At 55.0% G+C, this 23422-nt stretch carries 22 protein-coding genes and 1 pseudogene; 8 read left to right on the top strand and 15 right to left on the bottom strand.

Annotation, left to right across the window (positions count from 1 at the left end; genetic code table 11):
• Positions 1-113 precede the first annotated feature (113 nt).
• Entirely contained in the window at positions 114-434 is a 321-nt protein-coding gene (locus ACPOL_RS32550) for a Crp/Fnr family transcriptional regulator (RefSeq protein WP_114211500.1), read from the bottom strand.
• Between ACPOL_RS32550 and ACPOL_RS36870 the strand changes: the two genes are divergently transcribed.
• Positions 433-801 carry an outer membrane beta-barrel protein gene (locus tag ACPOL_RS36870; protein ID WP_479686132.1) on the top strand — a complete coding sequence of 123 codons (369 nt, stop codon included), beginning with the start codon at positions 433-435 and terminating at the stop codon, positions 799-801. The two genes, ACPOL_RS32550 and ACPOL_RS36870, sit on opposite strands and share 2 nt — an antisense overlap.
• A 797-nt stretch (positions 802-1598) precedes the next feature.
• Here the strand turns inward: ACPOL_RS36870 and ACPOL_RS32540 are convergent.
• Complete coding sequence (locus ACPOL_RS32540) at positions 1599-2075, bottom strand: DUF1501 domain-containing protein (protein WP_236657631.1); 477 nt, start codon at positions 2073-2075, stop codon at positions 1599-1601.
• Between the two features lie 41 nt (positions 2076-2116).
• Here ACPOL_RS32540 and ACPOL_RS35350 point away from each other — a divergent pair, with 41 nt between their 5' ends.
• On the top strand, positions 2117-2290 hold the full coding sequence (locus tag ACPOL_RS35350) for a hypothetical protein (protein WP_236657632.1): 174 nt from the start codon (positions 2117-2119) through the stop codon (positions 2288-2290).
• A 378-nt stretch (positions 2291-2668) separates the two neighbouring features.
• Here the strand turns inward: ACPOL_RS35350 and ACPOL_RS32535 are convergent, their stop codons facing one another.
• The 3 genes from ACPOL_RS32535 to ACPOL_RS32525 all read right to left on the bottom strand — a co-directional run bounded on the left by ACPOL_RS32535 (position 2669) and on the right by ACPOL_RS32525 (position 4990).
• Complete coding sequence (locus ACPOL_RS32535; RefSeq protein ID WP_114211469.1) at positions 2669-3223, bottom strand: carboxymuconolactone decarboxylase family protein; 555 nt, start codon at positions 3221-3223, stop codon at positions 2669-2671.
• A gap of 42 nt (positions 3224-3265) precedes the next feature.
• Entirely contained in the window at positions 3266-4135 is an 870-nt protein-coding gene (locus ACPOL_RS32530) for an NmrA family NAD(P)-binding protein (RefSeq protein ID WP_114211470.1), read from the bottom strand.
• Between the two features lie 78 nt (positions 4136-4213).
• Positions 4214-4990: a DJ-1/PfpI family protein gene (locus ACPOL_RS32525; RefSeq protein ID WP_114211498.1), complete on the bottom strand. Its 777-nt coding sequence runs from the start codon at positions 4988-4990 to the stop codon at positions 4214-4216.
• Between the two features lie 61 nt (positions 4991-5051).
• Between ACPOL_RS32525 and ACPOL_RS32520 the strand changes: the two genes are divergently transcribed.
• Positions 5052-5993, top strand: a complete 942-nt coding sequence (locus ACPOL_RS32520; RefSeq protein WP_114211472.1) for a GlxA family transcriptional regulator — start codon at positions 5052-5054, stop codon at positions 5991-5993.
• 81 nt (positions 5994-6074) lie between these two features.
• Here the strand turns inward: ACPOL_RS32520 and ACPOL_RS32515 are convergent, their stop codons facing one another.
• Positions 6075-7088, bottom strand: coding sequence for a DUF5597 domain-containing protein (locus tag ACPOL_RS32515; protein ID WP_114211497.1), 1014 nt, complete (start codon positions 7086-7088; stop codon positions 6075-6077).
• Between ACPOL_RS32515 and ACPOL_RS32510 the strand changes: the two genes are divergently transcribed.
• The 5 genes and pseudogenes from ACPOL_RS32510 to ACPOL_RS32485 all read left to right on the top strand — a co-directional run.
• Complete coding sequence (locus tag ACPOL_RS32510; RefSeq protein ID WP_236657633.1) at positions 7064-7417, top strand: hypothetical protein; 354 nt, start codon at positions 7064-7066, stop codon at positions 7415-7417. The genes ACPOL_RS32515 and ACPOL_RS32510 overlap by 25 nt on opposite strands.
• Before the next feature lie 713 nt (positions 7418-8130).
• Positions 8131-8502 carry a single-stranded DNA-binding protein gene (locus ACPOL_RS32500; RefSeq protein ID WP_114211475.1) on the top strand — a complete coding sequence of 124 codons (372 nt, stop codon included), beginning with the start codon at positions 8131-8133 and terminating at the stop codon, positions 8500-8502.
• Positions 8503-8784: 282 nt separating this feature from the next.
• Complete coding sequence (locus tag ACPOL_RS32495; protein ID WP_114211496.1) at positions 8785-9627, top strand: helix-turn-helix domain-containing protein; 843 nt, start codon at positions 8785-8787, stop codon at positions 9625-9627.
• 80 nt (positions 9628-9707) lie between these two features.
• Positions 9708-10130: a DUF6640 family protein gene (locus tag ACPOL_RS32490; protein ID WP_114211477.1), complete on the top strand. Its 423-nt coding sequence runs from the start codon at positions 9708-9710 to the stop codon at positions 10128-10130.
• A gap of 34 nt (positions 10131-10164) precedes the next feature.
• Positions 10165-10738 (top strand): annotated as a pseudogene (locus ACPOL_RS32485) (nitroreductase family protein); the annotation flags it as partial.
• An 8-nt stretch (positions 10739-10746) separates the two neighbouring features.
• Here the strand turns inward: ACPOL_RS32485 and ACPOL_RS35345 are convergent.
• From ACPOL_RS35345 to ACPOL_RS32420, 9 genes are all read right to left on the bottom strand, one after another.
• A complete protein-coding gene (locus ACPOL_RS35345) occupies positions 10747-10956 on the bottom strand; it encodes a hypothetical protein (protein WP_236657650.1) in 210 nt (69 codons plus the stop codon).
• Positions 10953-12083, bottom strand: coding sequence for an AI-2E family transporter (locus ACPOL_RS32480; protein ID WP_114211478.1), 1131 nt, complete (start codon positions 12081-12083; stop codon positions 10953-10955). The genes ACPOL_RS35345 and ACPOL_RS32480 overlap by 4 nt, the downstream gene beginning before the upstream one ends.
• A gap of 1410 nt (positions 12084-13493) precedes the next feature.
• On the bottom strand, positions 13494-13808 hold the full coding sequence (locus tag ACPOL_RS32465) for an XRE family transcriptional regulator (protein ID WP_161557712.1): 315 nt from the start codon (positions 13806-13808) through the stop codon (positions 13494-13496).
• Positions 13809-14347: 539 nt separating this feature from the next.
• On the bottom strand, positions 14348-14488 hold the full coding sequence (locus ACPOL_RS35340) for a hypothetical protein (RefSeq protein ID WP_414633417.1): 141 nt from the start codon (positions 14486-14488) through the stop codon (positions 14348-14350).
• A 176-nt stretch (positions 14489-14664) separates the two neighbouring features.
• On the bottom strand, positions 14665-15381 hold the full coding sequence (locus ACPOL_RS33340; RefSeq protein ID WP_150133236.1) for a hypothetical protein: 717 nt from the start codon (positions 15379-15381) through the stop codon (positions 14665-14667).
• Between the two features lie 486 nt (positions 15382-15867).
• Positions 15868-20568 (bottom strand): RHS repeat domain-containing protein, encoded by a 4701-nt coding sequence (locus tag ACPOL_RS32440; protein WP_161557711.1) that lies wholly within the window; start codon positions 20566-20568, stop codon positions 15868-15870.
• A 34-nt stretch (positions 20569-20602) separates the two neighbouring features.
• Positions 20603-21373 (bottom strand): hypothetical protein, encoded by a 771-nt coding sequence (locus tag ACPOL_RS32435; RefSeq protein ID WP_150133215.1) that lies wholly within the window; start codon positions 21371-21373, stop codon positions 20603-20605.
• A gap of 444 nt (positions 21374-21817) precedes the next feature.
• Positions 21818-22681, bottom strand: a complete 864-nt coding sequence (locus ACPOL_RS33870) for a methyl-accepting chemotaxis domain-containing protein (protein WP_161557710.1) — start codon at positions 22679-22681, stop codon at positions 21818-21820.
• A gap of 454 nt (positions 22682-23135) precedes the next feature.
• Positions 23136-23360: a hypothetical protein gene (locus ACPOL_RS32420; protein ID WP_114211316.1), complete on the bottom strand. Its 225-nt coding sequence runs from the start codon at positions 23358-23360 to the stop codon at positions 23136-23138.
• Positions 23361-23422: the final 62 nt, after the last annotated feature.

Here is a 23422-nt window from a genome sequence, read left to right as displayed (position 1 = left end):
TGGCGCGTGGCCGCGCCGAAGTGGTGCGAGCGGAAGTACGGGAGCAAGCCGCCGTGGGCAAACAAGGTCAAAGAATGGCTCTTGGGCACCACTCTCGCTGGCGAGGAGAGCGCCTAAAAGCAGAGTGAAGAATGGCTCTTGTGAGCACACCCGGTGACAGCTGTCGCTGTCGCCAGATGCGGCCCGGCAGCCGCCGCAATGCATGCCTCTCCAATGAAGTCGCCGGCCGTGAAAACGGTGATCGTGGCTTCTTTTCCGGCTGCGGAAACAATCGTGAGCCTGGCCCGGCCCTTTTGAAGGTAAAAGACCGATTCGCAGCGACTTCCCTGCGAAAAGAAGACTTCGCCTTCCATCAAGCGCACAATCACATGGCCGAGACCGGCGGTGGCGAGATAGGCTGCTGGGTCAAATGCAGTTTGTGCCGGATTCTTCATGAATCCTCTTCCACACCGTCTCTCTCACGGTGTACCCCGCAAGCTTAGACTATGTCGGGTAGGAAACAAAGCTCTTTACAGCTCCGGTTCAAAGTATCAAAGAGTGGTAAGCGGCTGGTTCAATGCGTCCTGCTTCGTTCAGCCGGCACCTTACACATTTGGCAATGTCAGCAGAACGACATCCAACTTGCGAACTGATGGAACTGACACGATCGATGCCTCTTTATTCAAGAACACTCAGTTCTTGAAAGACGGCTTGAATGTCCAGTTTCGAGCGGAGGCATTCAATCTCTTCAACACACCAGTATTTGGGGCCGAATACGACTCTAGGGAGTGCTGGATTCGGAACAGTCACCTCGCAATATAACAATCCCCGCCTCATCCAGTTTGGATTAAAAGACAAAGCCAGTGACGCTCTTGTCCAGTCCGGCCGGCTCTCATACAACATATTCGCCGAACAGGGGTCACGAGTCCACCACACTTCAGGCAGGTGAGCCATTCAGTACAGACTTCGTCCTCGACTTGCATCAAGATGATGGAATGCTAAAGATAAGGAAAGAACCTACGGCAAGGGAAAAGGCGACCCTTCTAAGCGTTATGAAGGAAATGGACGAGCCGCGATTAGCGGAGTCTGTCCGCAAAGAATTGATCGGAGCGGAGGAATTCCGAACTTTCGTTCCCGTCAAAACACCTGCGCTCAGTCATGCAAAACGACATTGAGTAAGCGCTCCGAACTCAGTGCAGCCCCTATCACTAAAACTGTCATTTCTAGCTTTTCAGTTCGTTTTGAGGTGGTGCTAAGTACGGCACGTGAGCAGTATTGCTCAGCCCCCGCCATCTTCTGGCCAATGATTGTTTAACACCTCGGCGAAGTGAATCTAAGAAAACAAGGCTCCTCCCGGAGCCGTTTTCTTGTGCCTGTAGATTGAAACTGATTCATGAACAGATAGCACTGACCAACCGAACCACTAAGCTGCTTTAAAGTTAAAAAGTCTCGCTCAAGAGCCATAACCCTAGGTTTTGTACCCGGTCACTATGCCCCAAAGTCTCAGGTACGATGGCCTTCTGTTCCGGTCTGGTTTGGAACGTGGATTGGGCTGAGTGTCAACGCATCCCCGAGCAAGCGTCTTAGTACTCCGATCAAATGATTCGGCTGGGAATCGATTATTTCCGATGGATAAACGTTATCCGTATCCATTCTGTTCTCGATCTTAAGGACCAGAAGATGTGGATACCTCTCCCGAAGCCTCTGGTCAAGGCCTTTTTGTTCGATGGTAGAATTCCGCCTATCAAGATGAGATCAAAGTGCTCCGTTTCAAGCAGTGCCAAGGCGGCGTTATCCGAATCAACGGCTGCCACCTCATAGCCGGCGTTGTTAAGCAACGCCACTCGAGTGGTCTGCAGGGGCCCGCCGAGAGCGAGAGTGGGCATGGTTCCGGAGACTCTTCCGCCTTTCGCCGCGCCCCAAGCACGAAGAGATTGCTTCCCCAGGCGTGATCGCTTCCCGTTGTTCCCATTGGGTTGAAAGGCGCGGTTGAAGTCCGACATGGTGAACGTCGTCACTTGGTTCGCCACTCCTAGCTCCTGGGTGGCCGCGTAGAAAGCTCCAATCGCCGGGCTGATCACGGGTTCCTTGGCCATCGCCAAGCGTTGTGGTGTCCACAGTGAGGAGTTCGACCTCGATGGCGGAACTGAATGTGAGATTCCCCGGCCTCGACACCGCGACCGCGGACGACGTGAAGAGAGCGATTGACAAAGTTGTCGCCGATCCATCGACCGTCTCCGCAGCTCAAAGCAAGACTGTGAAGCCAGGAATGCGCACCGACGAGGTGAAGAAGTCCCTCGGCGACCCTTGAGCATCCTCATCGTGGATGACGGACGGCAAAGAAACAAACACAAGCGATTTTAGGGAATGCCTGGTGAGAATGTGGTGCGAGATCACCGATCCTCCATACGAATGTCCCACGAGCACAAAGGGGCCGTTGAGGGTTGCAAGGATTGAAGACAGGTACTCCGCGCCAGCTTGGAGGCCGCGCAGTGGCAAAGCGGTGCAATCGTGGTGTAACCCTTGCGCTGTAATTGCCGGGCAACAAGACTCCACAGGGAAGCGTCAGTAATCGCACCATGAACAAGTACGATGATTGGTTGGGAGTTCATGAGTGGGCGGCTTAGGCCCATTGCGTCTTTCCAGCGATGCTCTTTGAACGAGCATCGAACAGATGGGACGATCTCCTTTACGCCTCCGGATTCCAGGATTGCTCCTGGAACTGTGGTTCCAGCGGTGGGTTGGCGACGGTCGCGGCGTAGTTCGTGATGGTTGAAGCAGCAATGATTGTCAAGATCTCCAGGATGTGTTCTTGCTTGAAGCCGGCATCCAGGAAGGTTTGCATCTCTGCAGCAGAGATGTGTCCACGCTTCTCGATGAACTGGCGTGCGAGGACGGAAAGAGCTGCGTGTCTTGGTTGACTTGGCAGTCGACGCTCCCGGATGGCCTTAACGTCTTCGTTCGACACGTGATTCCGGAGGGCCAAGGTGCTGTGAAAGGCAACAGCCCAGGCGGAGGCATTGGCAACCGCGTCCGTAAGCAGGACGACCTGTATCTCGTCTTCGGCGAAACTGCCACTGTGCACATTTGCAAAAACGGCAGCAAAGGCCTTCATCAAGACAGGAGAGTTCGCAATCGCGCCCGCGACGTTGGGGATAAAACCGAACCCGTCCTGCAACTGCTGCAGGGCAGGCTTCGACGCTGCAGGGGCAGAGCTGGGTGTATGAATGGGAAAGGTATGCATGGATACTCCTTGAGTTGACAAAATCCTGACCGGATCAACAGGTTATTCGGACTTTTCTGCGAGAGCAGTTACGGTGGGAATTAGGTCGATCCCGCCTTTGGCCTGTTCCGTCCCAGGAACACCGAAGTGGATCCAACCGCTGTTCAGACTGTCGACCATCTCTATATAGGCACCGGAGCGATCGCCAGGCATGCCGTTCTGGGCTAGTGTGTCGACCCACTGTTCCCGAGGCACGGCGACCGCAGTGACGGGCCGACCCGTCGCCGCTGCAAGCGCGGCAGCTGCGTCCTCGCTCGAGTAAGAAGCGGGGCCGGAGATTTCAATAAATCGATTACGATGCCAGGACTGCAGCAGTGTTTGCGCACCTATGACGCCGACATCCTTTGTGGCAACCATCGCGTAAGGACGCTTGAGCGGCTGATAGAAGGAGAAATAATTGCCAGAGGAACGAGCACCGGAGAGGCTGTACACAAGGTTCTCCATAAACCAGGCGGGGCGAAGAAACGCACCGGGAACCCCTGTGTCTGCCAGCTCCTGTTCGAGAATGCGATTTGGAGTGATCAAACCGAGACCTGAGGGCTGCTCAGCACCCCAGGAAGAAAGAAAGACAGCCCTGGGCGGCTTGGCTGCGATGATCGCCTTCTTGATGGCCGCGATGCGGGCCACGCTATCCGGAAAGCCGGGCTCAGGAACCATGTTTGGCGGGATCATGATGAAAACGCCTTCGACTCCGCGGAAGGCTTCGATTAGGAGATCGTCGTAGTTCGAGGGGACGACTTCGACGCCTCGACCCTGCCACGCCTGCGCTTTAGAAAGATCGCGGACGATACCACGAACCTGTTCTCCGTGCTGCAGAAGCGTATCTGCGACTGCTCCGCCTACATTACCGGTGATTCCCATCACTGCAAACATGTGTGCCTCCTTGGGGTTGATGTTGGATGACTTACAAGCCCTGGCGGTGATCGCATTCCGATGCACGACCTCGGCCGCTTACTTTGCGTAGATTTCGTTCGAATTTGAGTCCTGCCAACCTTTGCCCTGATACTCCAGCAGATATGCAGTCTTCTCGGCTGCTTCCCGCCCGTAGTAGCGCTCTATGACTCGAATCGCGAGATCGATGCCGGACGAGAGCCCGCCTGCGCTGGCGAGATTGCCGTCTTCCACGAACCTGGCTCCGCGCTTCAGGTGGATATCGGGGTACCGCGCCTCAAATCGTGCATATGCGTTATGGAAGGTGGTGGCGGATCTTCCGGCCAACAAGCCTGTATCGGCCAGAACGAAAGCACCGACGCAGACCGCCATGGTGACATCGGTTGCCCTGGTGACGGATCGAATCCACGCCAGCATGGCTTCGTTCGCTCCGCCCTGTGCGGGGATGACGACGACCTTGGGTGGCGGCGCGGTTTCGAAGGTGTAGTTGGGAATGATCTTCATCCCGCCGCTTGCAGTAATCGGCTCAAGAGTCTCAGCGACGGTATAGGTTTCGAATACCTTTCCTTGATGGCCGGGAAGATCGGCGGAGTTGAAGACCTCCCACGGTCCACAGAAATCAATGATCACTACACCCTGGGAGATAGGAAAGGCTACCGGTATAACCCCGCACTGCGGTAGGGTTAGCGGATTTGATCTGTCTTTCAGTTGATGTTCGGGTGCGCCGCTGCCAGGGTCCGTGCTCGTCGCAGCTAACACTGTCTCCGTTGGGAGTGACGAGATAACCGGGCCATGACCGAAGGCCGCAGAGCGTGGGAGCAACGTTCGCCTATTCATAGGTATGAGTCTGCGCCCGTGCTAGGATGGCGTAAAGGACGTTGTTCCCTCTAATTGCGCCATGGCTAAAGAGATCGGCTTTCTACTTTATCCCGGTTACCTGCTGCTCGACTTGGCAGGTCCCATGAGTGCGTTCGCCCTGGCAGAGCGTTACAGCCAGCAAATGCCGTATCGCATGCGCATGGTGTCGGTGCCGGGCGGCCCAATCAGCAATAGCTTCGGACTGTCCGTTGAAACTTCTTCCCTGAATCGGAAGCGCTTTGACACTCTTATTGTGGTTGGAGGCGCGCGTTGGCTGCTCAAGCCGTCGGACAGCGCTGCAATTCGATCTGCATCGTCGAAGACAAGGCGTACGGCGAGCGTTTGCACAGGAGCTTTTGTTCTGGCGCAATGTGGGTTGTTAGATGGACTGCGTGTCACGACTCATTGGCGAAGAGCGGCCGAGTTACAGCGTGAGCATGGAGCAGTGCGCGTAGAAAGCGACGCAATCTTCATCAAAGATGGCCGCGTCTGGACTTCCGCAGGCGTGACCGCCGGTATCGATCTGGCGCTCGCCATGATTGAGGAGGACTACGGTGCCGCTATAGCTCTTGAGGTCTCTAGGGAGTTGGTGGTTTATTACCGCAGGCCCGGCGGCCAATCACAATTCTCCACAATGTCTGAAATTGCACCCGAAACAGACCGCATCAGGATTGCCCTGAGCTATGCGAGGGAACACCTGACGCAATCGCTCTCGTTGGAGCGGCTCGCGGAAGTTGCCCACTTGAGCCCTCGCCAGTTCGGCAGATTGTTCAAGGCTGAAACAGGTGAGACGCCGGCCAAGGCCGTGGAACGGCTAAGAGCGGAGGTTGCACGAAATCGGGTTGAGAATGACACGGAGCCAGTGGAAAGTATCGCTTCCGCTGTGGGATTTTACGATCCCGAACGCATGCGGCGCACCTTTGTGCGGCTTTATGGAGAGCCCCCACAGTCCCTCCGGCGAAAAGCGCGGCGTGGGTCCTAGTAGTCTATTTACGCATGGTTTTGCATAACGAAGGCACACTGGGATGAGTCCTCTCAAGGGACTGAGGCTCACCGCGTTCGCTCACGAGCTTACTCTTGCCTCTAAAAAGCGAGATTGTACGATCCAGGATACCGACGTGAGTGCCTTTGTGCGGGCGCCCTGTTGCAGTCCTGTGGCGGAACTAGAATCGGTCCAAAAGGATGCGAACCGCAACAGGACGGTCCTGAAAAGGAGGGGGCCTTCCGTATCCCCTCCGGCATGCGGTGCAGAGTTGCTTCTAGCCGGGACTGCATGTGGGTCGGGAAAACGGATACTGCGATCCGTCTCGTCGCCATTGAGGATGCGAATCCGATGCCACTCCTCTGGCGCACCTGACGCCCTAGATGGGGTGAAGTAACCCTCTTCGGCGCTGAGGATCTGCATTCGAATGCCGGGTAGATAACCGGGACGGTGGAAGAATACAGCTCCGCCAATGCCGGTTACCAGGTACTCATTGGGGTTCATCTGAGCAATCAGCATCCGACCCGACTTGTCGGATGAGCCAGGAGCTGCCTCACCGTCGCGCTGCGGAAATCCGAATCGGACTTCGGCAACCCAGGCTCCGCTTTGATCCGCTGTGCGGGTAGCAACATTGCCCGCCTCTCCGGGAGAAACCATCGCGTTGGCGAGAGTGGAAATGTCGATGAGCGCATCATCCGCTGGAGGCGAACTTGCCCCGAAAGAATTTCTAGCATTTAGAGGTGTACTGTTTGGATAGAAGATTACCTGTTGGTCAGCGCCTCCTGCAGCTTCGATCATCGTCTTGATCTTGCCCGCGAAGTTGAGTTTCGCCAGCGTACGATCCATGGAGCCCGCAAGGGCATAGTTTGCAGCATGTACCCTGGGCACAACTCCGTCCGGCAAGCGTCCTACCCAATCGATTCCAAAAGGGGAAAAGCCTATGGCTCCCCGACCCAGCGCCGCGAAGAAATAAGGCGCATATTCATTTCCCTGGCCGGTCTCTGGGATCCAGAGTGGATTGTCGGGCCGCGCATACGTGTCCAGAATCCCCAGATAAAAGGATGGATCACTTGAATACAGGTCGGGGCCAATCAAGCGGCGCGGCTCGCGACTACTCGACCGACTCAAATCGCGAGTTTGGAGAACAGGTGCCGGCTGAGCTTGTCAAAGCGCTCGGAAAGCGTCCGGGACGTGGAGCGAGGTATTTCCCGGTGTGGCGGATGAATCGTTTTAGGCCTGGGCATCAGGCTCGCTACGTAAACGCAGTAGCCGAAGCGGGTAAGCGCGAGTTCAACATTCCGTTCTACTGCAACGTGTGGCTCGCTTATCCTCCCGCAGCACTGCCGGAGCGTCATATCGCAGCACCCGGTATTGGTTATCCCTCAGGTGGCCCAAACCAGTTCATGCTGCCGATATGGAAGTGAAGCCGCACCGAAGGTCAGTCACCCCGGCCACGACACACACCCGCGTCCCCGTTCTAAGCTCAATCACCGAAGAAGATGCTCCAGGATGATGCGCGGCGGCTCCGCGTGCGGAGCTCCATCGACGGTCAACAATGCCTTACCGGGAAACTCCACGTGAATGGAACCTGAAGCCGACTTGCTTCAATCTTAGGAGAAGCTTCGTCCACAGCATCGTTCGCGATCTGCGCCGGCAACAGCTTCACTCCGCTGTTACCATTCCAGCCCCCCAGACGAGCCGCGTACATCCGGAGAACCATGGACAAGGCGAGAAGATGGATCGAGCGATAGGATCGAATTTCGTACTCGCCTTTGTCGTTCTTACCAGCAAGGGAGGGTATGATGACTCCCTTCAAGTTTTCTGGGCGGTTTTAGCTTCTGCGACTTGCGCCATGAGAGAAGTCTGTTGAACAGGAAAGCTCCCTTCCGGTTTGTCTCTCTGTCTGCGTTCAGCGTGCCGCGCTCAGTACACCCACGCCCTTCGGACGCACGCTCTCCTTCCAAGAATCCGCTGAAGCGCCTCTCACGAGGTGCGGACTCCTCCCCCATAGCAAGTCTGGGGCCCCTTCCGCAGATTCTTTCCACTCGCCGAGGGAGTGGGTCGCGACGGCACACCCTCCGGGCAAGCGTGTACCGCAGACAGCGGACACAACCAAAAGAAACGGAGCCTAAACACCATGTACAACAAAGTCATTCTCATCGGCCGACTCGGACAGAACGCAGAAGCCAAAACCGCCCAGAACAAGAACGAGTACGTCATCCTCTCAATCGCCACCCAGGAGAGCTGGAAGAACGACAAAGGCGAGTACGAAACCCGCACCGAATGGCATCGCGTCTATGCCTGGAAGAATCTCGCAAAGTTTGCCAGGAACCTCCAGAAAGGGCAGCTCCTCAGCGTAGAGGGGAAACTGAAATATCGCGAGGTCGAAAGCGACGTTCAAGGCACTCCCTTCAAGCACACGATCGCCGAGATCCAGGCCATCAGCATGAAGCGGCTTTCAAAAGTAGAGGCAGCCGATGACCCCACGGACGGGGCCGACGACGAGTAGTCGTCGGCTAGAGGTGGACGGGCAAGTAGCTCGTCCACCTTGTGGTTTGATCCACAGTGACATATTCTCCTTTTGTCCGCTATCATCGACTGTGTTCCAAGGCTCTACATCCCGCATTCACGACTTCGTCGTCCGCTGCAAAGTGGAGCGCTGTCGATATGGCACTAGAGATTTAGCGCCATCCCAGAGATGATTAGGAAGTGGAAGCAGTTCTCATTTCCGCTTTCCTAGATCTACGACCGAGAGCGGGGCGCGGTATACCCTTGTACCGGGACGGGCTCTATGTCACGCATCCAGGCGCTGGACGAAATCACGATCCAACTAGGAACTCCGTCCCTACTCCGTTGGGTGGACGCTCCTTACGGAGGATCCGCAGCGGTGGTTCGCTTCCGACATCGTGGCGCTGTCATAAACCTCAGTGCATCCCGCACTTTCCGCCTTGTATTTCAACTTTCGTCAAGTCAGGTAAGCCGTGAGGGAGTAGAAGCGGACTCATCCGGCCATGTTGTGCGGGCAGGAACCGTCATTACGTCTTTCACAGAGCGGCCGGAGCGGATACGCGTTTTCGGGGTTGCGGATACTCTCCATCTGCTGTTCAGCCCTGAACTCGCAGCCACATGCGGGGCAAGACCTGCTGATGCTTCGCCGCTTACCTATCGTGAGCTGCAGGCCTCGGCTGCCCAAGCTTTGGTAGCCTCTTCCGTTCATGGGTCGGACGCCCAACTGAAGAAAGCTGTCGTTGCCCTCGCGAAAAGCGTTGCCCAAGGGCACAAGCAGACCCAGAGGTCGGCCGGGGGTCTTGCGCCTCAGGCAAGACGAGCCATGCTCGATCTGTTGAATAGACACCTCAGCGACGGCATCTCCGTTCCTGAGCTTGCAGATGCCGCTCGTCTCAGCCTCCATCACTTCATCAAAGTCTGCCGTCAGAGTGAGGGACTAACTCCCCACGCGCTGCTGATGCAAAAGCGGATCGAGTGGGCGATAGAGCTGCTACTTGATGGCAGGGCGTGCGTTGATGAAGTCGCGGTGCTGGTCGGCTTTGCTTCCTCATCGCATTTTGTCAGCACGTTCCACCGGGCGGTTGGGGTGACGCCTGCCACTCTGCGGAGTGCGGCGCGGGAGTAAACATCTCGCCCATCGTTTGGCCGCTATTTCTCGATATTTCTCTTAGGTTAGAGTTCATCTGAACTTGCGGGAGTCGGAATATGGCTATCGCGAAATGGATTGTGGCATTTGTAGCTGTTTACGGTTTTGGTGGAGTGTTTGCTGATTTCGTGGTTCCTGCCACTGCACGCATGCACATGAAGAATCCACACTGGCCGCCTCACGCCAAGTTCCATAACGGCCAGACAATGCTGATGGGTGTCTTTGCTGGCACCCTGTCGCTCTGCTGTGTCTTCGCAGTACGTCCCCTTACCTTGCCTTGGTTTTTCGCCGGAACAGCAGCCGCATCGCTCTATTGGGTGGGATTGGCTTTTGCTCAAGTTTTCCCGGGGACAGCATGGCACGACCCCGAATTCGACGCGGAGGTCTCCCACCCGGTGGGACTCGACCCGCAGCAACTGCTCGGCTACATCCTGTGCCTTCTCCTGATCGTTGCGTTGGGGTTGGCATTGTGGCTGCGATGAAGAACTCCAGACGACATCGATCAGAGAAGACCTTATGAACGTGAACGGAAGAATTGCCGACTATCCCATCGATCCTGTATTTCTTGAACGTTGGTCCCCTCGTGCTTTTACCGCGGAGCCCACCGCCGAAGAGATGCTTTTGACGATGCTGGAGGCAGCACGCCGGGCAGCCTCATCGTTCAACGCACAGCCTGGCGCTTTATCTACGCTCTGCGCGATACGCCGCACTGGAACTCATTACTGGGCCTTCTGATTCCGTTCAATCAGGCATGGGCGAAGCAAGCATCGGCTCTGGTATTCGCGGCATCGAAGACAACATCCGCTCCCCCAAGACGGGCGAAGAACATCCATCGCTGACACACTCGTTCGACACAGGAGCTACGTACGCATGCATGGTGCTGCAGGCTCAAAAACTAAACTGGTGAGCACACGGTATGGTCGGCTTCGATCACGAGCGCGCTCGTGTGGTGCTGTATGTTCCCGACGCGTTTGCATTGGAAGCGGTGTTTACCATAGGACGGGGAGATCCATCTCGTCTGGACGGAGCCTTACAGACGAGGGATAAACCAAGCGACCGTCTGCCTCTCACTCAACTGGTTTTTGAAGGACGGCAGCATCATCTTCGCCGGCGCATGACAAATAGAATTAGCAAGATCATAGAGACAACGCCCAAACCGCCGGGCCAGAGAAACCACCCTCCTCCGCTGCTGTATCCGCCCACTACCATGCAGCCAGTAAGCGTTACTGACAGAATGAGTTCCACGGCAAGAATGCATGCTGGAGCTGCCGACTGCAGAACCTTCAAATAAGGCTTTGAATCCATCATTCGTTCTCCTCGTTACTGAAGCTCTTCACATTTGAAACGACATGGACAGCTCGACCGTTTATTGGAGGCTGGGGGACCAGAGGTGCGTCCGTGCGTCTTACACCACGACTCATTCTTCGCCACAGGATCCGCAGAGTGGCGAGAACCGGAACGGAGATCAACGCTCCAACGACTCCTGCGATTTCCCCGCCAGCGAGCACTCCAAATATCTGAACGACCGGTGATATTTCGAGCGATTCGCCCATAATCTTCGGCCCGTTTACGTAATCCTGGACCACTCGCCAAATTCCCAAAAAAATAATCAGCCAGATTAGATGGGGATAGCTGGTGAGAACGGCAATGGCACAGATGGTGACGGCAGCCACAGCCGGCCCTACAACTGGGATAAATTCGCAGATCCCCGCCATGGGTCCGAGTATGAAGGCATACGGCACCCTCATGAAGCTCAAGAATACCGTGTAGGAGACCACAGTAAGTGAGGCGAGGATCAACTGCGCACGAATATAACTGCCAAGCATGACGTTTACGTCGCCTATTATCCCGCGAAGCGTACTGCGGTCTCCTGCATCACTTCCTAAATCGACGATCTCTCTGGCAAACATCTTTCCATCTTTCAGAAAGAAGAGACTGAGGATCGGAATGAGGATGAGCCACCACAGATGCTTTACCGGCTCGGCGAGCTTTGCTCCTACAGCACCTGCGTATCCCAATATTTCGGAACGATGCGCTAGGAAGAACCTTTGAATCTGAGCCTGGTGATCTTGGCTCCAGCCGTGCTTTCCGCTTACCTGCGTCACTAATTGACCCGAGCTGATTCGATCGAACAGTGAGGGCAGGCTGATCGCAAGGGATCTTCCTTCCTCCAGGATTCGTGGCCCGATGGCAAACCCTAGACAAGTCAAGATGGCAATCAACGAAAGGTACACTACGACAATTGCCTTAATCCGACCTTGAAGCCGCAGTTCTAGGCGTCCCACAAGCGGCTCTATAAAGTAGGCAAACAGAATTGCAAAGAGGAACAAGGTAAGAGTGTCGCGGGCACCGTATAGTAAGGCGAGCATAGCCGCGCAAAGGACAATTGTACAAAGAATTCGGGCTGTCGCTGGATCCCAAAGCTTACCGAGCATAAAGCCTTTCTGGAGGGAGGCGAAAATGTTCTCTCATCAAGGATTGTTGCACTCCAGCCTCAAGATCGGCAGCGGCGGCACTGGGAGCGGCGTGCAAGTTCTCTTTACCAGACCGACGCCCTCCCTTCGTGGAGAGGCCGGTCGACCCGGACCCGGTTTGGTTTCCGTCCCGCGGAATTCTCGAACTGCGAGCTAGTAGGTTCTGGTCGGAACGTCAACGCCGTGATTGTTCAGTTCCGCCGTGTTCTCGGTGTGCGTACTGACGGCTTTTTCGCCCGACGACACAATATCCTTCGCCGGCTTGTTTAAGGATTTCGTGGCCCGGCTTATTTTCTTCAGAATGTTCCCAATGAACAGAAACCACGCCCCTCATAACGCTTCGCTTCGTACTCAAGGATTCCCATTCCACCCCCTGTATATCGGCCTTGAGAACAGAGACGTAGTCGTGGGAAAAGCCCGCCGTGCGCAATTGATCTACAGCCGCTTCTGCTGCACTGTGTGGCGGTGATGAAGCTCTCTTTGCGAAAAAAAGAATCAATCCGCGTTGAGAGCAGCGTACGATCGCGTTCGGGTCTATACCTGCAGCGTTTACGCAGTAAATATGTTGCGTGGGGTCAATGAAGAGTTGCACCGCTATGTTAACTATTTGACATAGCGTTAAGCGCCGGGCGAAGCCGTTACATGAAAGGTTGAATGCCTTTGGCTGTTTAGTACATCCAACAAAAACCTGACTCCGCGGAAACGCTTGATCGAAAGAATCACGCTCAGCAGGAGATCCGGCTCGCACTCCGTTGGATCAACCGCTCCCTCAACATGAGATCCTTCGAAATTGTTTTGCTTGGAATCAAAGGCCCAAACTGTCGTTCACCGCCACCGCGATCTCCTGCTCAGAACCCAGATGACGTTCCGTCGTCTGGATAGAGGAGTGTCCCAGCAAAAACTTGATCTGCTCGATGTCCCTTGCCGCCTTACGGCAGAGGGAGGTCCCACTTTGGGTGGGACTATCGCAGACTTTCCCTCATCGAAAGCAACGTTGAGTCTGCCTGTTCAGTCCTGTTCTTTGTCAGTATTTTTCGCTCGGCCGGTTATGAACATGCCAACGACTCCAAGGACAAAAGTCGTGAAACACGCGATCGCTACGGCAATCTGACCCAGATATAAAGCCCAAGGACCGATTGCACTCAAGAAAGCTATAAAGCCCAGAATTTGGCCTCTACCTTCGATGGAGCGACCGCTTCTTTTGTCGGCCGCTTCCGACTCAATGATGAGTCTGACTTTCTTCATGGCCTGAAGCACCCGGTGCGCGTCGTCTTCGAAGCAACGCTGCGCTCCACGATCTAGGTTAGGCCTATGATCTTGAACGCCCGTTGGCACGGCTTGACGATCTCTAACCGCCAGCGTGACTCGTCGCTATTCTTCCTGAATATTTGATTCGGCCGAGGGCTTGGAATTGGAAGCAGGCCGATGAAATGACGGAGCCGAAACGCTAACCTCTATGAGCAGTCCAACGTGCGCTGCAAAATTAATCAATGCGGAAATACTGAGCTGTGTCAGTCTACCAGCGAGTAAATGGCTTATTGAAGCTGGAGAAGTCTGGAGCAGTTTCGCTAGTTCGAATCCTTTAAGGTTCTGCTGCTGAATGTAGGAATCTAAGCCCTTCCAGATTGCCATTTTTATCTGCAGCTCTAATTCCTTTGGAGAGTGTGTACCAGTACCTTCTTTCATATGCCTCATGCGGCCACTGATCGGGCCGAATTTGAACGTCTGGGCCAGGAGCCATTGTCACTCATCGAGCTTGTATAAAACGCCGTTGTATGTGGCATGTGCGTTAGGAGGTTCTGTCGCGATAAGGCTCTGTTCATTAACTTCACAGGTCGCATTCACTCGGTGCGACGCTCGATCAGGCAGCGACAGCGAAGATGTCGAACAGCTTGTTTACGAAACGGATCTTCTCTTTGACGCGCGGCTTACAGGTGAGGCAATGCCCTCGACGGATCATACGCACATGCTTCCTCGGGCCATGGCAGGTAGTGGGCCAGATAGCCCAAATTCACTCCGTTTGCGGAATGTAGTCCCATTGCTCATAATCGTCCAATGAGAATTCAGAGGCAGGCCCCTCGGACTATCTGAAGACACAGCTGGCCAAGCGGCTCATGCTGTAACAGATACCATTATACGATCTCAGTCAATGAGTCCATAGGAGGAAGGAGCTGGCCTGATGTTGTCTCTATGCGAATGAGCATACGGCTAACGGACCAGAAAAGTTAAACCGCCTGAAATCGGCCGATAGAAAACAGGCTCAGGTCAAAACCTGGCGCGACCCCAGCGACCATGTCCGCAAGTATCTCTCCGATGACACTCGAGAACTTGAATCCGTGCCCTGAAAAACCTGCGGCAATAGTCACCTGCGGGTGAGCCGGATGCTGATCGAGGATGAAGTGCTCATCGGGGGGTCATGGTGTAAAGACAGGTGTCAGCATTCAGCAGGCGGCCGGCCAGGGTGGCCGAATACATTTGGGGCAAGGCCGCCCCCGAAGAGACGGCCTTGCTGCGAAGACACCATTTGGGAGCGGCTTGACGATCAGTGACGGGAGAAGTCTACAACGATGGCAAGTAGCCATACCGCCGCAGTGACGAGCCACCAGAGCCTTCTCTTGGACCCTCCACCGCGTAAGAGCAAGCCTCCCCATACAAGATCGGCCACGAAAAAAACTCCCAGCGCCGGCAGAGCTAGAGCCCAGACGAAGGGCTCCCCGGCGATAGGAACCATCCCATGCTCCTGCGGTATTCGCCAGCCGCGAGATGCAAGTCGAAGGTAAAGAGCCCGATGCCGACTACGTTGGCGGCCATGAACGCGATGTCTAGGGGCCTCGCGGAACTGCCTGATGAGCGATCTAGGGTATTGATGGTTGACATGATATGTCCCCTTTCCAGCAGCCAGAGAGAAGCCCAAATTTCTAAACTGCGCCTGCTGAGCAGTGGCTCCGTTTGAGGATTTGAAGAAGGCGTAAGTGTTCGAGATTAAGCTGGCCACCCATTGTGGCGCTCCCGTCCCTTGAACGTAGGCTCCTACTGCGACATTGGCTACCGGTGTGTATCCAGAGAAGAATTGCGTGACGGAACCTACCTGGAAACGCTGGAAGTCATAGTATCCACCTTGCCCAACAGCGGCTCCCGCCCCTGACAGCCCATTGGTCGCTCCGTTTGCGGCTATATTGCTGACGCTGAATCCTGGCGGAGCGGGGAAGCTAGCCCCAGTGCTCGTGGTGCAATTCAGATGGTTTACGGGAAGAGGCATTCGCTGGAAGTTACTTGGGGCACTACTTCTAGGTCGTCGTCGCAGTTCCTTGCGGGAGTCCGACAAATGTCACATCAATGGAATCCCATTTATCTCTCTTTTCAATCACATCTATCTTCTGAATTCCGCAGTTTGCACATACCACGTTAATGCGACCGGTGCTAATCCATTGAAGTTCCACGTCATGGCCGTGTGTAGCGACGAGAATTGGCTTATCGTGTATTGCTTTAGGTAGGTCGGTTGGGTCGTGGTGATGATCTACCAAGACAACATAAAACACATCCGAGGAAAGAGAGTCGTGGCCGCGGCGTTGTACAAGTAGTGCAGAGATTGCGCTATCAGGCGATTTGACTTCCCTCACGACCGTATAGTCGGCAGAGTCACAGCCACCAACTGCGATCGTGCTTAGGGGAATTGCGATAAGAAGCAGTACGAAGGAGAGTAGCCTCTTCGCTTGACGAGTCGCAGTCATTGCGTTGCTCATGCTCAGCAGCCTTTCTTTTTGATAGCTTGCCCTTGTTGAATCTGTTGATTGTCCGATGGAATATCAAAGTGTGTAGCTGCCGTTCCTGGGTTGCCGCTGAGTTTGCCGTATAGACCAGCGGCATATTGACATGCTTCGTCACCAATAAAGCATGTTGCACCGTAGTTCACGTTCCCAGCGGCGACGCGTTGGTCGTGCGTTCCAGGGCCAGAAGAATTCTTGAAGTCCCATGGTCCGCCGGTGTGCACTAAACCAAAATATATTGCCAATGCATTCACTGCTCCCACTGGGGCAGCAGTCCAGAACATGGCATTAAGCACTTTTGAAACCTGTATATTTTGCTGCAGATTTCCACCAACTTGGTTAACTGCGTTATCTGTGCAGTCGTTATTTGGGGCTGAACCGCTTCCGGAGCCGCCGTGGCCACTAGCTCCACCATCTCCGCCATCGCCACCGCCATAGAAGCCACCACCCCCATTAACGCAAACCGTGTCATCATCATCACAGTTCGGGTGACTTGGATCGCCGTCTTGCAGGCCGGCTGGATCGAAGAAGCTCAGCGGATTATTCAGCACATAGGCATATCGGTTAAGGCTCTGCGGATTGGGGATATCGTACGACCCGTCGTAAGGGTCAGGCGAGAGCCAACGTCCCTGGTAGAAGGAATAGTTGCGGAACTGAGCGTGTTCGGACATAGGTGCGCCGGCGTCGTTGCTGTCCTGCTCCATGTCAGCGAAGTGAAAGTTGTCTACATCGGCCTCGCTATTGAGGATACTGGCCACGTAGCCATCACCCCAGGGCAGAGACTTGTAGGTTGCAGACGTCGTGCCGTTATGGTCAGTCCGGATGCGCTCGGTGCCGATATAATCCTGGTTCTCGAAGTAGGTAGCGTTGTCAGAGGAACGAAAGGCGATCTGTTGCCCATCCCAATACATGCGGCCATCGGTACCATTGTTCGTGGCTGCATTCCAGGTGGAGATGCGCCTTCCCGCATAGTCGTAAGAATATTCACTGGTTCCAGCGGGAGTAGCCACGCTCACCCTTCGGTTCAGTGCGTCGTAGGTGTAGGACGCGGTTGAGCCGCCATCGACGCTCACGATGTTGCCCTCCGCGTCGTAAGTGTAGCTATGATACCCGTCTCTGGTCATGTTACCGGCCGCGTCGTAAGTATAGCCGCCGCTATTGATTTTGTTACTCGTCGCGTCGAAGGAGGCGCTGAAGGAAGGTGCGCCGTTTTGCGACCATCGGTTGCCATACCGGTCATAGCTGTAGGTGTAGTTCTGATTGGCGACTCCATTCGTCACGGTACGGGCGCTGAGCCGGTTGAACTCGTCATAGGAGTAATTGGTAGAGAGACCCAGAACGGTATCGCCCACGTAGGAGACCTGCGAGCCCTTGATGGTCTCGCCCTGACCGAAGGCTTGTGTCCCCCCGCTGGCACAGTATGCGGCCGCCGGGCCTCCTCTGCACAGCCACTGCCCGTCTGGCCGCCCCATGAAGTCGTAGCCTTTGTAGAGATTAAGGCCGTTACCTAAAGTGTAGCTGACCGGGCCGTTTGGTCCATTGATGATGTTTGAGGCGATGGGTGTCGATCCGCCGGTTCCACCGGTCAGGTTATAGCTGTTGTTGTTGATCGAGGTCACCTCGCCGGCCGGGGAGCGAGTGTAGGCGACTTGTCCACTGACAGCGTCTCCTTCGGAGGTCAGGTTACCCGCCCAATCGTAGGTAAAGCCCAGCGGACGCGACTCCTGCTTCGCCGTGCCACACGTCGACGGAGCACAGTTCCACATATTCACTATCTGGCCCCTCACGTTATAGCTGAACTCTGAAGCGGCAGGATGATTCGTAGTTGCCGTTCCGACAAAGGCTCCCATGACGGCCAGCCGGCCCCTAACGTACTGCAGATTGTTCGTCGTGCAGCAAATCGTGTCGTAAACGAAACTCTTGTTTGATGTAGATGCGGATGGAACACCGTTGTCCACGTACCCAACAGAAACCACCCGTCCAAGTGCATCATACTGGGTCGTCGTCGTTGTGAGGATGGCCGGGTTGGTTTGGTTCGCTTCTGGTCGAGTTCGGGTTACCTTGAGTCCCGTAGCGTTGTAGGCATACTGATAATTTGTCGCGCCTCGCTCCGGCTCGGTGACCGACACAGGGCGACCCAGGGAATCGGTAATGAATGTGCGGGTCTGCGAGCCTTGGGCGACCATTGTCACTTGATTGCCCCCGCTAGCCGTGGGGTAGGAGTAGGAGGTCAGAAAGCCCGTGGCGGGGATATCCTGGCCGCAGGCAACCGGAGCAACCCCCTCTAGTGTGGAAGAGGAGACCTCGCAGGCCGACGTGACCCGGCCCAATCCATCGACCTGGGTGATGCGGCTGACACCATTTTCATCGGTCGCCAGAGTGGCTCGTCCGGCATAAGTGTACCGAATAAGGTCGTTACTATCCCAGTGGGTAATCTGCGTGACTCTTCCTAGTGAGTCGTACGCATAGACATCGTCCGCCCCACCCCCGCCGCACTTGGGCGGAGCCTGGAATTCGGAGCCCTGATATGGGTAGGACACGGAGCCTACGTTCCCATTTGCGTCATAGCAAGTATCCTGGAGATACCAGGGATTAGCGCTCTGGCCATTCATAATGGCTCGCCGGTTTGGACGCCCATAGCCGTCGTAGAAGATCACGGTTTCAGCCGTTTCCGTGGCGCTCAGCGTCTTTGACACGCTGCTGTGGCCCGGCGAGTAAAAGTTATACGTTGCCCCGTCGCCGGGATTGTCGATCTCCAGCGGCCGCAGCAACGCATCGTATGTCTTATAGGTTGTCACCTGTGAGCTAAGATCGGTGGTCGTTAACAGAACTCCAGTGGCTGCGTCGTAACTTGAGCCAGTATAAAGAGACACCCCGCTCGTCGGGGTTGGCGGGGTGACCCTATTCAAGAAGCCATGTGTGGGGGGATCGTAGCTGAAGGTCGATGTTCCGTTCTGCGTAGTCACACTCAAAGGGTTCCCGGTGTCCTCATAGGACAGCTCAGTGGTTAGCGGCGTCGAGCTGTTCGATTGAGTGATCGTAGTGACATTTCCTCGCTGAGCACCGATCAGGCCTCCACGTTGGGGAAGTCCCGAAGTTTGCGATAGAGCAGCATGTCCTGTTCCCGTCGTCTCATCGTACAGGTAGGAGGTCCGACTGAGTTGGTTTCCGCTTCCATCGGTGACGGTATCCGACGCTAACAGACTCGCAATGCCAGACGCGGGATAAGTCCACACCTCCTTCCGCAACAGCGCTCCCCGACTGGCTCCGCCGAAATCATAGCTGTCGAGTTCCGTCTGAAGGCCAAACTGGTTGTAAGTAGAAGTCCAGCCGTGCTGGATCCCATCCAAGTTCTCATAGGTGTCAATTTTCGTAATTGGCAGGGTCAGAGCGGCCGTGGCGCATTGTTGCGTTGCAGCACCGTTGTAGCAGTTCAAGAGCTCTTCTCGTGGTAAACCGTTGATTGCGCCGTCATAGACTGTCTGATGGGTCTCATAGAAGGAGGTCGGCGACCCAGAGGTCACGAAGTTAAAGGCAGAATGATTCCCGTAGCCGTCGGTGATATCGGTTCGGCTGGTGTTGCTGGTTATCAGGCTACGTACGTAGACGCGACTTCCGTCACTAGTGGTGCGGGTAATACCGGTCGGCGTGCCGTCCGCGCAGTTAATTCCGTTATTAGCGCCCGTATAGGCGTAGGAGATAATCCCACCCGCCGGCAGGGTAATCGATGCCAAGCGTCCGGTGACGTTCGCGCTATGGCCCGGCGTCGGTTCATAGGTGAACTTGTAAGTGCTGGCGTCCCCAAGGGTGATGTGGTCAACAAGGTCTGCTGACAGGTTGTACTCTCCCGGACCACTGCATCCAAATGCCGTCTGCACTTGATATGTCTTGTAATAGATGGTCGCGCTTGCTGAAGGCGGGCTAGTGCCGTTTGGATTCGTACCATAGGTAGGATACGAGAACACCTTCGGGGAAGAGGCAGTACCGCTACCGGTAATAGTAAGAACTTGTGCTCCGGTGGTATCAGTGAAAGCACCGCTCTTGCTGGCCGTCACTTGGTTGCCGTTCGTATCGCTCACTGAAGCGGGACCTGAGGGCGCTACCGGCACTGCAAATGTATTTCCCTTCCTATCGAGAACAGGTCCTTGGGGGATACTCAAGCCACTTGCATTCTTGGCGAGCCGATAGCCGGACCCATCGATGGCTCCCCCGATGTTTCCAGAAGTCGTTATTCCGCTGGGGCAGGTTTCCGACCGAATAGCACCCGAAAATGCATGATTAGCGCCAAACGGATCGTGATAAACCACGTTTGAATAAGTGAAAAACGTACACGTATCGCCAATAGCACCCGATAAGTAAGAGTAACTTATATATCCAACCGCCGCGTCTGTATCAGCCTGCCACCCGAACGACTGAGCAGGCGACCAAGTGCTCACATCGTTGACGACCGTTGGCGTCCAAACAAGACCCTCATGAGAGAGGTTGTAATAAAAGGGCACGCCACGGCCGGATTTATTCACGATGGGAATTAAGAAGTGCACATTTAAGCTGCCCCGGTCGATGGAGTCGAACCCGAGATTATCGAACGAGCCGTAGGGATAGAGGCCAGTCGTCACTTGCGACCAGGCAGGGATCAGGCTGAAAACAACCACGAGCAGAAGCAAGGCCTTGCGAATCATTAAAACCATCCAAGTGTGCAGAAGTAATTTGGCTTTATTGGATCTGAGTGCGATTGACAGAAATCTCAAGCTGCAGCTTCCCATTCACGAATCGCTTGATCGTGTAAGGAATCTGAACTCCATTCACCAACTTGTAGTTTGAGTAATGAACCTGGATAGCAATCGGGGTTTGAGAACCCGTGTCGGGCTGAACTTTATAGGCGATGACCGCAGGCAAAGAGGAGATGGAGTCTAGACCAATGTCGGTGGTGCTGGCTTTCATTGCTTCGGTCGTGATGCTCATTGGCGTGTCACCAAAGACCAATTGGCTTTGAAGATGATGAAAGGTACCGGATCCGACGATTCCCGTACCGAAGTCCGCTATGCCCAGACTTGACGGCATCAGCCCTAATTGAAGCGACAGTGCCGGGAGGAACCAAATCACTGGTTTCCAACAGTTGTTCAGGTTGCTATCGTGCAAATCTCCGTTGGATCCAGACCACGAGCAGGCCATCGCAGAACCCAAGCCGGTCTGAGACTCAGTCCTGCTGCCTAGAGAAGAAAGCGACAGTTGCATCTGAGCGGCCCCCGAGGAAGCAGCAGTTAAGGTCACTGGACCGGAGTCCTCCAGGCTTCCCGCATACCACTTCGCGTTTCCGGAGAGTTCAACGCTGGTGACCGATTTACCCTGGGAGAAGGCCTGCTTCAGCTCGGCAAGAGCACTGGCTGCGCTTGTGCCGGAGGCGCCAACGGCTAGATGCCCAGACACCGAAGCGACTAGGAAAAGAACAAGCACACTTCGAGTGCAAGACAGGCATGTGTTCACAATTCCTCCTGGAGAGGCGATGGCCCGGTAGTCAGGCTGTTTAGGATTGGGGAAGCTCAATGGAAGGCAGCGAAATCCAACAGCGCAAACGTAGCGCAAGGCGCGAGTTCGTGCCTATACCACTTTAGTGGAAGTTACCCTGATTTTATTACTCAGGTAATCACTAGTAACCTACTGCATATTTCCTGACTAGCTAGCGGATGATTGTGAAGGTATCGCCCAACCGCGGACTACGCTCGGCTCGAATTCCATAGCGTGTTCGCTTTTTCTTCGCTATATACTGATCTCATGTTTCAAGGGCCGAGTTCGTCCCTCCACGATTTTGTGATCACGTGGAAGCTGCGCAGATAACAACAGACATCGCCCAGCTGAACGTCACGTACAGCGAGATCGCCAATGTGGTGGCTAGGTATCAGGGATTGTGCTTGGTTGGGGCGAAATTTCTTAATCAGCAGATTCCAAACCATTGCAAACATAGAAACCAGATGGACTCAGTCTGTCATTAAGGTATGCGAAACAGAATCGTGTCGTGTGGCCCGTTCCAAACTGGTCTTTGTAACGGGCGCAGCCAAGCAGATAGAATTGCCCACTTCGAGGATCTTGCTCAGAAGTGGCGTGGGGCAATGCTCCTGTAATCTGCGCTTCGATCAATCCATGGACATCTCCCATCGCCATTCTCATTCGCGTCTCTTGGCTGGGGGCGAGAACAAATCCAATTGGCCAAGTATCCCCAAGACCCTTCGCTGCCGATGTGTGAGATGCGAGTATCTGCTGGTCGTCTATTTCACATGCCTGGTCCCAGTTCTTGGTTAGCCAACTTGTGGCAGTGGGTACGGCAACCATCATGACCCAGCCGTCAGTGGCGACAGATACCCCTGTATTCTTGATCACCAAATCGCCATCAACGGCAAATCTACCGTCAGGCGGAAGTGTAAAGGTCGTTGGGACAAATGATTCGGCATTCACCCAGGGTCGCTGACTTTTCCTGAGTGTTTCCCTGGCTGTGTCGGCGGCAGATTTGGTGGCATCAGCAGATCGGCTCGCTTGATCGGCCTGGAGTTGCAATTTCTTGACAGCGTCCTCTACTCCACGATTGATCAGGCCGGCACTGGTTGCGAATTCTTCCGCAGCTGTGGCGTTTCTCTGGGAAGCTTCGGCAATCTGATGGGCGGCACAAGCCTGCTTTTGCGCAGCCTCAGCTATAGCCTTAGTATCTGCTCCGCCAGTATGCATCTCGTACCACTGAAATCCAACAGCGATGGCACTCGCAATGGTGCCAAGGGCAATGAAGACTGTGAGGAGGATCATTACCGCATCCGAAAAATCCATCGGCCACGCCCAAGCCCAAAACCTTCGCCATTTGGATCTCGCTGGAGCCTCGGTGCAACTTGTGTCTGCACCGCAGCCTACGTGTTCTCCGCCTTTTTGTGCGTCTATGAGGGGTGGGAGTTTGCCTTGGGAAGTACTGGGTGCAATGGGATTCTCTTTCGTTTCTCCTGGCGAGTGATCTTCCATGCCGTTCTCAGTTCTCCGGGGTGGGAAATTGGTATGTTGAACGCATAGCCTTTGGATTTCACGACCTTAGCACCCCGACCACGCTCACGGATACCATCGTACGTTACGGCTGACGCAAAGGCTGAGTTTGCTTTGCCGAGTCTTGCAGTGTTTCGCCACTGGTAGTCACCGGTAAGGTTGATGTGCTCCCAGCCGAGCGGAGACAAGTGCTTCCGGAGCACCGGGTCCGCGAAGCCAACCGCCGACCCTAGCAATCGCGTTTTCGACCAGAGCCGCGTGGGCGGCGGCGATGGAATGTTACCTCTTGAAAACTTCCGGGCATGGCTGCATCGAGCGCAGCACTCACCGGCGCGGCTTCGTGTTTAAGGATGTTCCAATCGGTTTCTTCCAGTACGACTAGCGCCAGCTTGCGGCCCGTCAGATTTTGCTGATATGAGAGGTTCTTATCCCCCGTCACCAGGTTCTGTCGCAATAAGGCGACTTGTTATTCTTTGGACGGACGGAGAGGTGTTGAAGAGCCATGAAGCAGACGAT

This window comes from Acidisarcina polymorpha (assembly GCF_003330725.1).
Lineage (GTDB): Bacteria > Acidobacteriota > Terriglobia > Terriglobales > Acidobacteriaceae > Acidisarcina > Acidisarcina polymorpha.
The sequence above is the reverse complement of the archived record's forward strand: the minus strand, read 5'-3'. Positions and strand labels throughout refer to the sequence as shown.

Bases quoted from the DNA above. Each gene is read 5' to 3' on its own strand.
- ACPOL_RS36870 (WP_479686132.1), top strand. From the start codon at position 433: ATGAATCCTCTTCCACACCGTCTCTCTCACGGTGTACCCCGCAAGCTT.
- ACPOL_RS32550 (WP_114211500.1), bottom strand. From the start codon at position 434: ATGAAGAATCCGGCACAAACTGCATTTGACCCAGCAGCCTATCTCGCC.
- ACPOL_RS32540 (WP_236657631.1), bottom strand. From the start codon at position 2,075: ATGGCCAAGGAACCCGTGATCAGCCCGGCGATTGGAGCTTTCTACGCG.
- ACPOL_RS35350 (WP_236657632.1), top strand. From the start codon at position 2,117: ATGGCGGAACTGAATGTGAGATTCCCCGGCCTCGACACCGCGACCGCG.
- ACPOL_RS32535 (WP_114211469.1), bottom strand. From the start codon at position 3,223: ATGCATACCTTTCCCATTCATACACCCAGCTCTGCCCCTGCAGCGTCG.
- ACPOL_RS32530 (WP_114211470.1), bottom strand. From the start codon at position 4,135: ATGTTTGCAGTGATGGGAATCACCGGTAATGTAGGCGGAGCAGTCGCA.
- ACPOL_RS32525 (WP_114211498.1), bottom strand. From the start codon at position 4,990: ATGAATAGGCGAACGTTGCTCCCACGCTCTGCGGCCTTCGGTCATGGC.
- ACPOL_RS32520 (WP_114211472.1), top strand. From the start codon at position 5,052: ATGGCTAAAGAGATCGGCTTTCTACTTTATCCCGGTTACCTGCTGCTC.
- ACPOL_RS32500 (WP_114211475.1), top strand. From the start codon at position 8,131: ATGTACAACAAAGTCATTCTCATCGGCCGACTCGGACAGAACGCAGAA.
- ACPOL_RS32495 (WP_114211496.1), top strand. From the start codon at position 8,785: ATGTCACGCATCCAGGCGCTGGACGAAATCACGATCCAACTAGGAACT.
- ACPOL_RS32490 (WP_114211477.1), top strand. From the start codon at position 9,708: ATGGCTATCGCGAAATGGATTGTGGCATTTGTAGCTGTTTACGGTTTT.
- ACPOL_RS35345 (WP_236657650.1), bottom strand. From the start codon at position 10,956: ATGATGGATTCAAAGCCTTATTTGAAGGTTCTGCAGTCGGCAGCTCCA.
- ACPOL_RS32480 (WP_114211478.1), bottom strand. From the start codon at position 12,083: ATGCTCGGTAAGCTTTGGGATCCAGCGACAGCCCGAATTCTTTGTACA.
- ACPOL_RS32465 (WP_161557712.1), bottom strand. From the start codon at position 13,808: ATGAAAGAAGGTACTGGTACACACTCTCCAAAGGAATTAGAGCTGCAG.
- ACPOL_RS33340 (WP_150133236.1), bottom strand. From the start codon at position 15,381: ATGCCTCTTCCCGTAAACCATCTGAATTGCACCACGAGCACTGGGGCT.
- ACPOL_RS32440 (WP_161557711.1), bottom strand. From the start codon at position 20,568: ATGATTCGCAAGGCCTTGCTTCTGCTCGTGGTTGTTTTCAGCCTGATC.
- ACPOL_RS33870 (WP_161557710.1), bottom strand. From the start codon at position 22,681: ATGATCCTCCTCACAGTCTTCATTGCCCTTGGCACCATTGCGAGTGCC.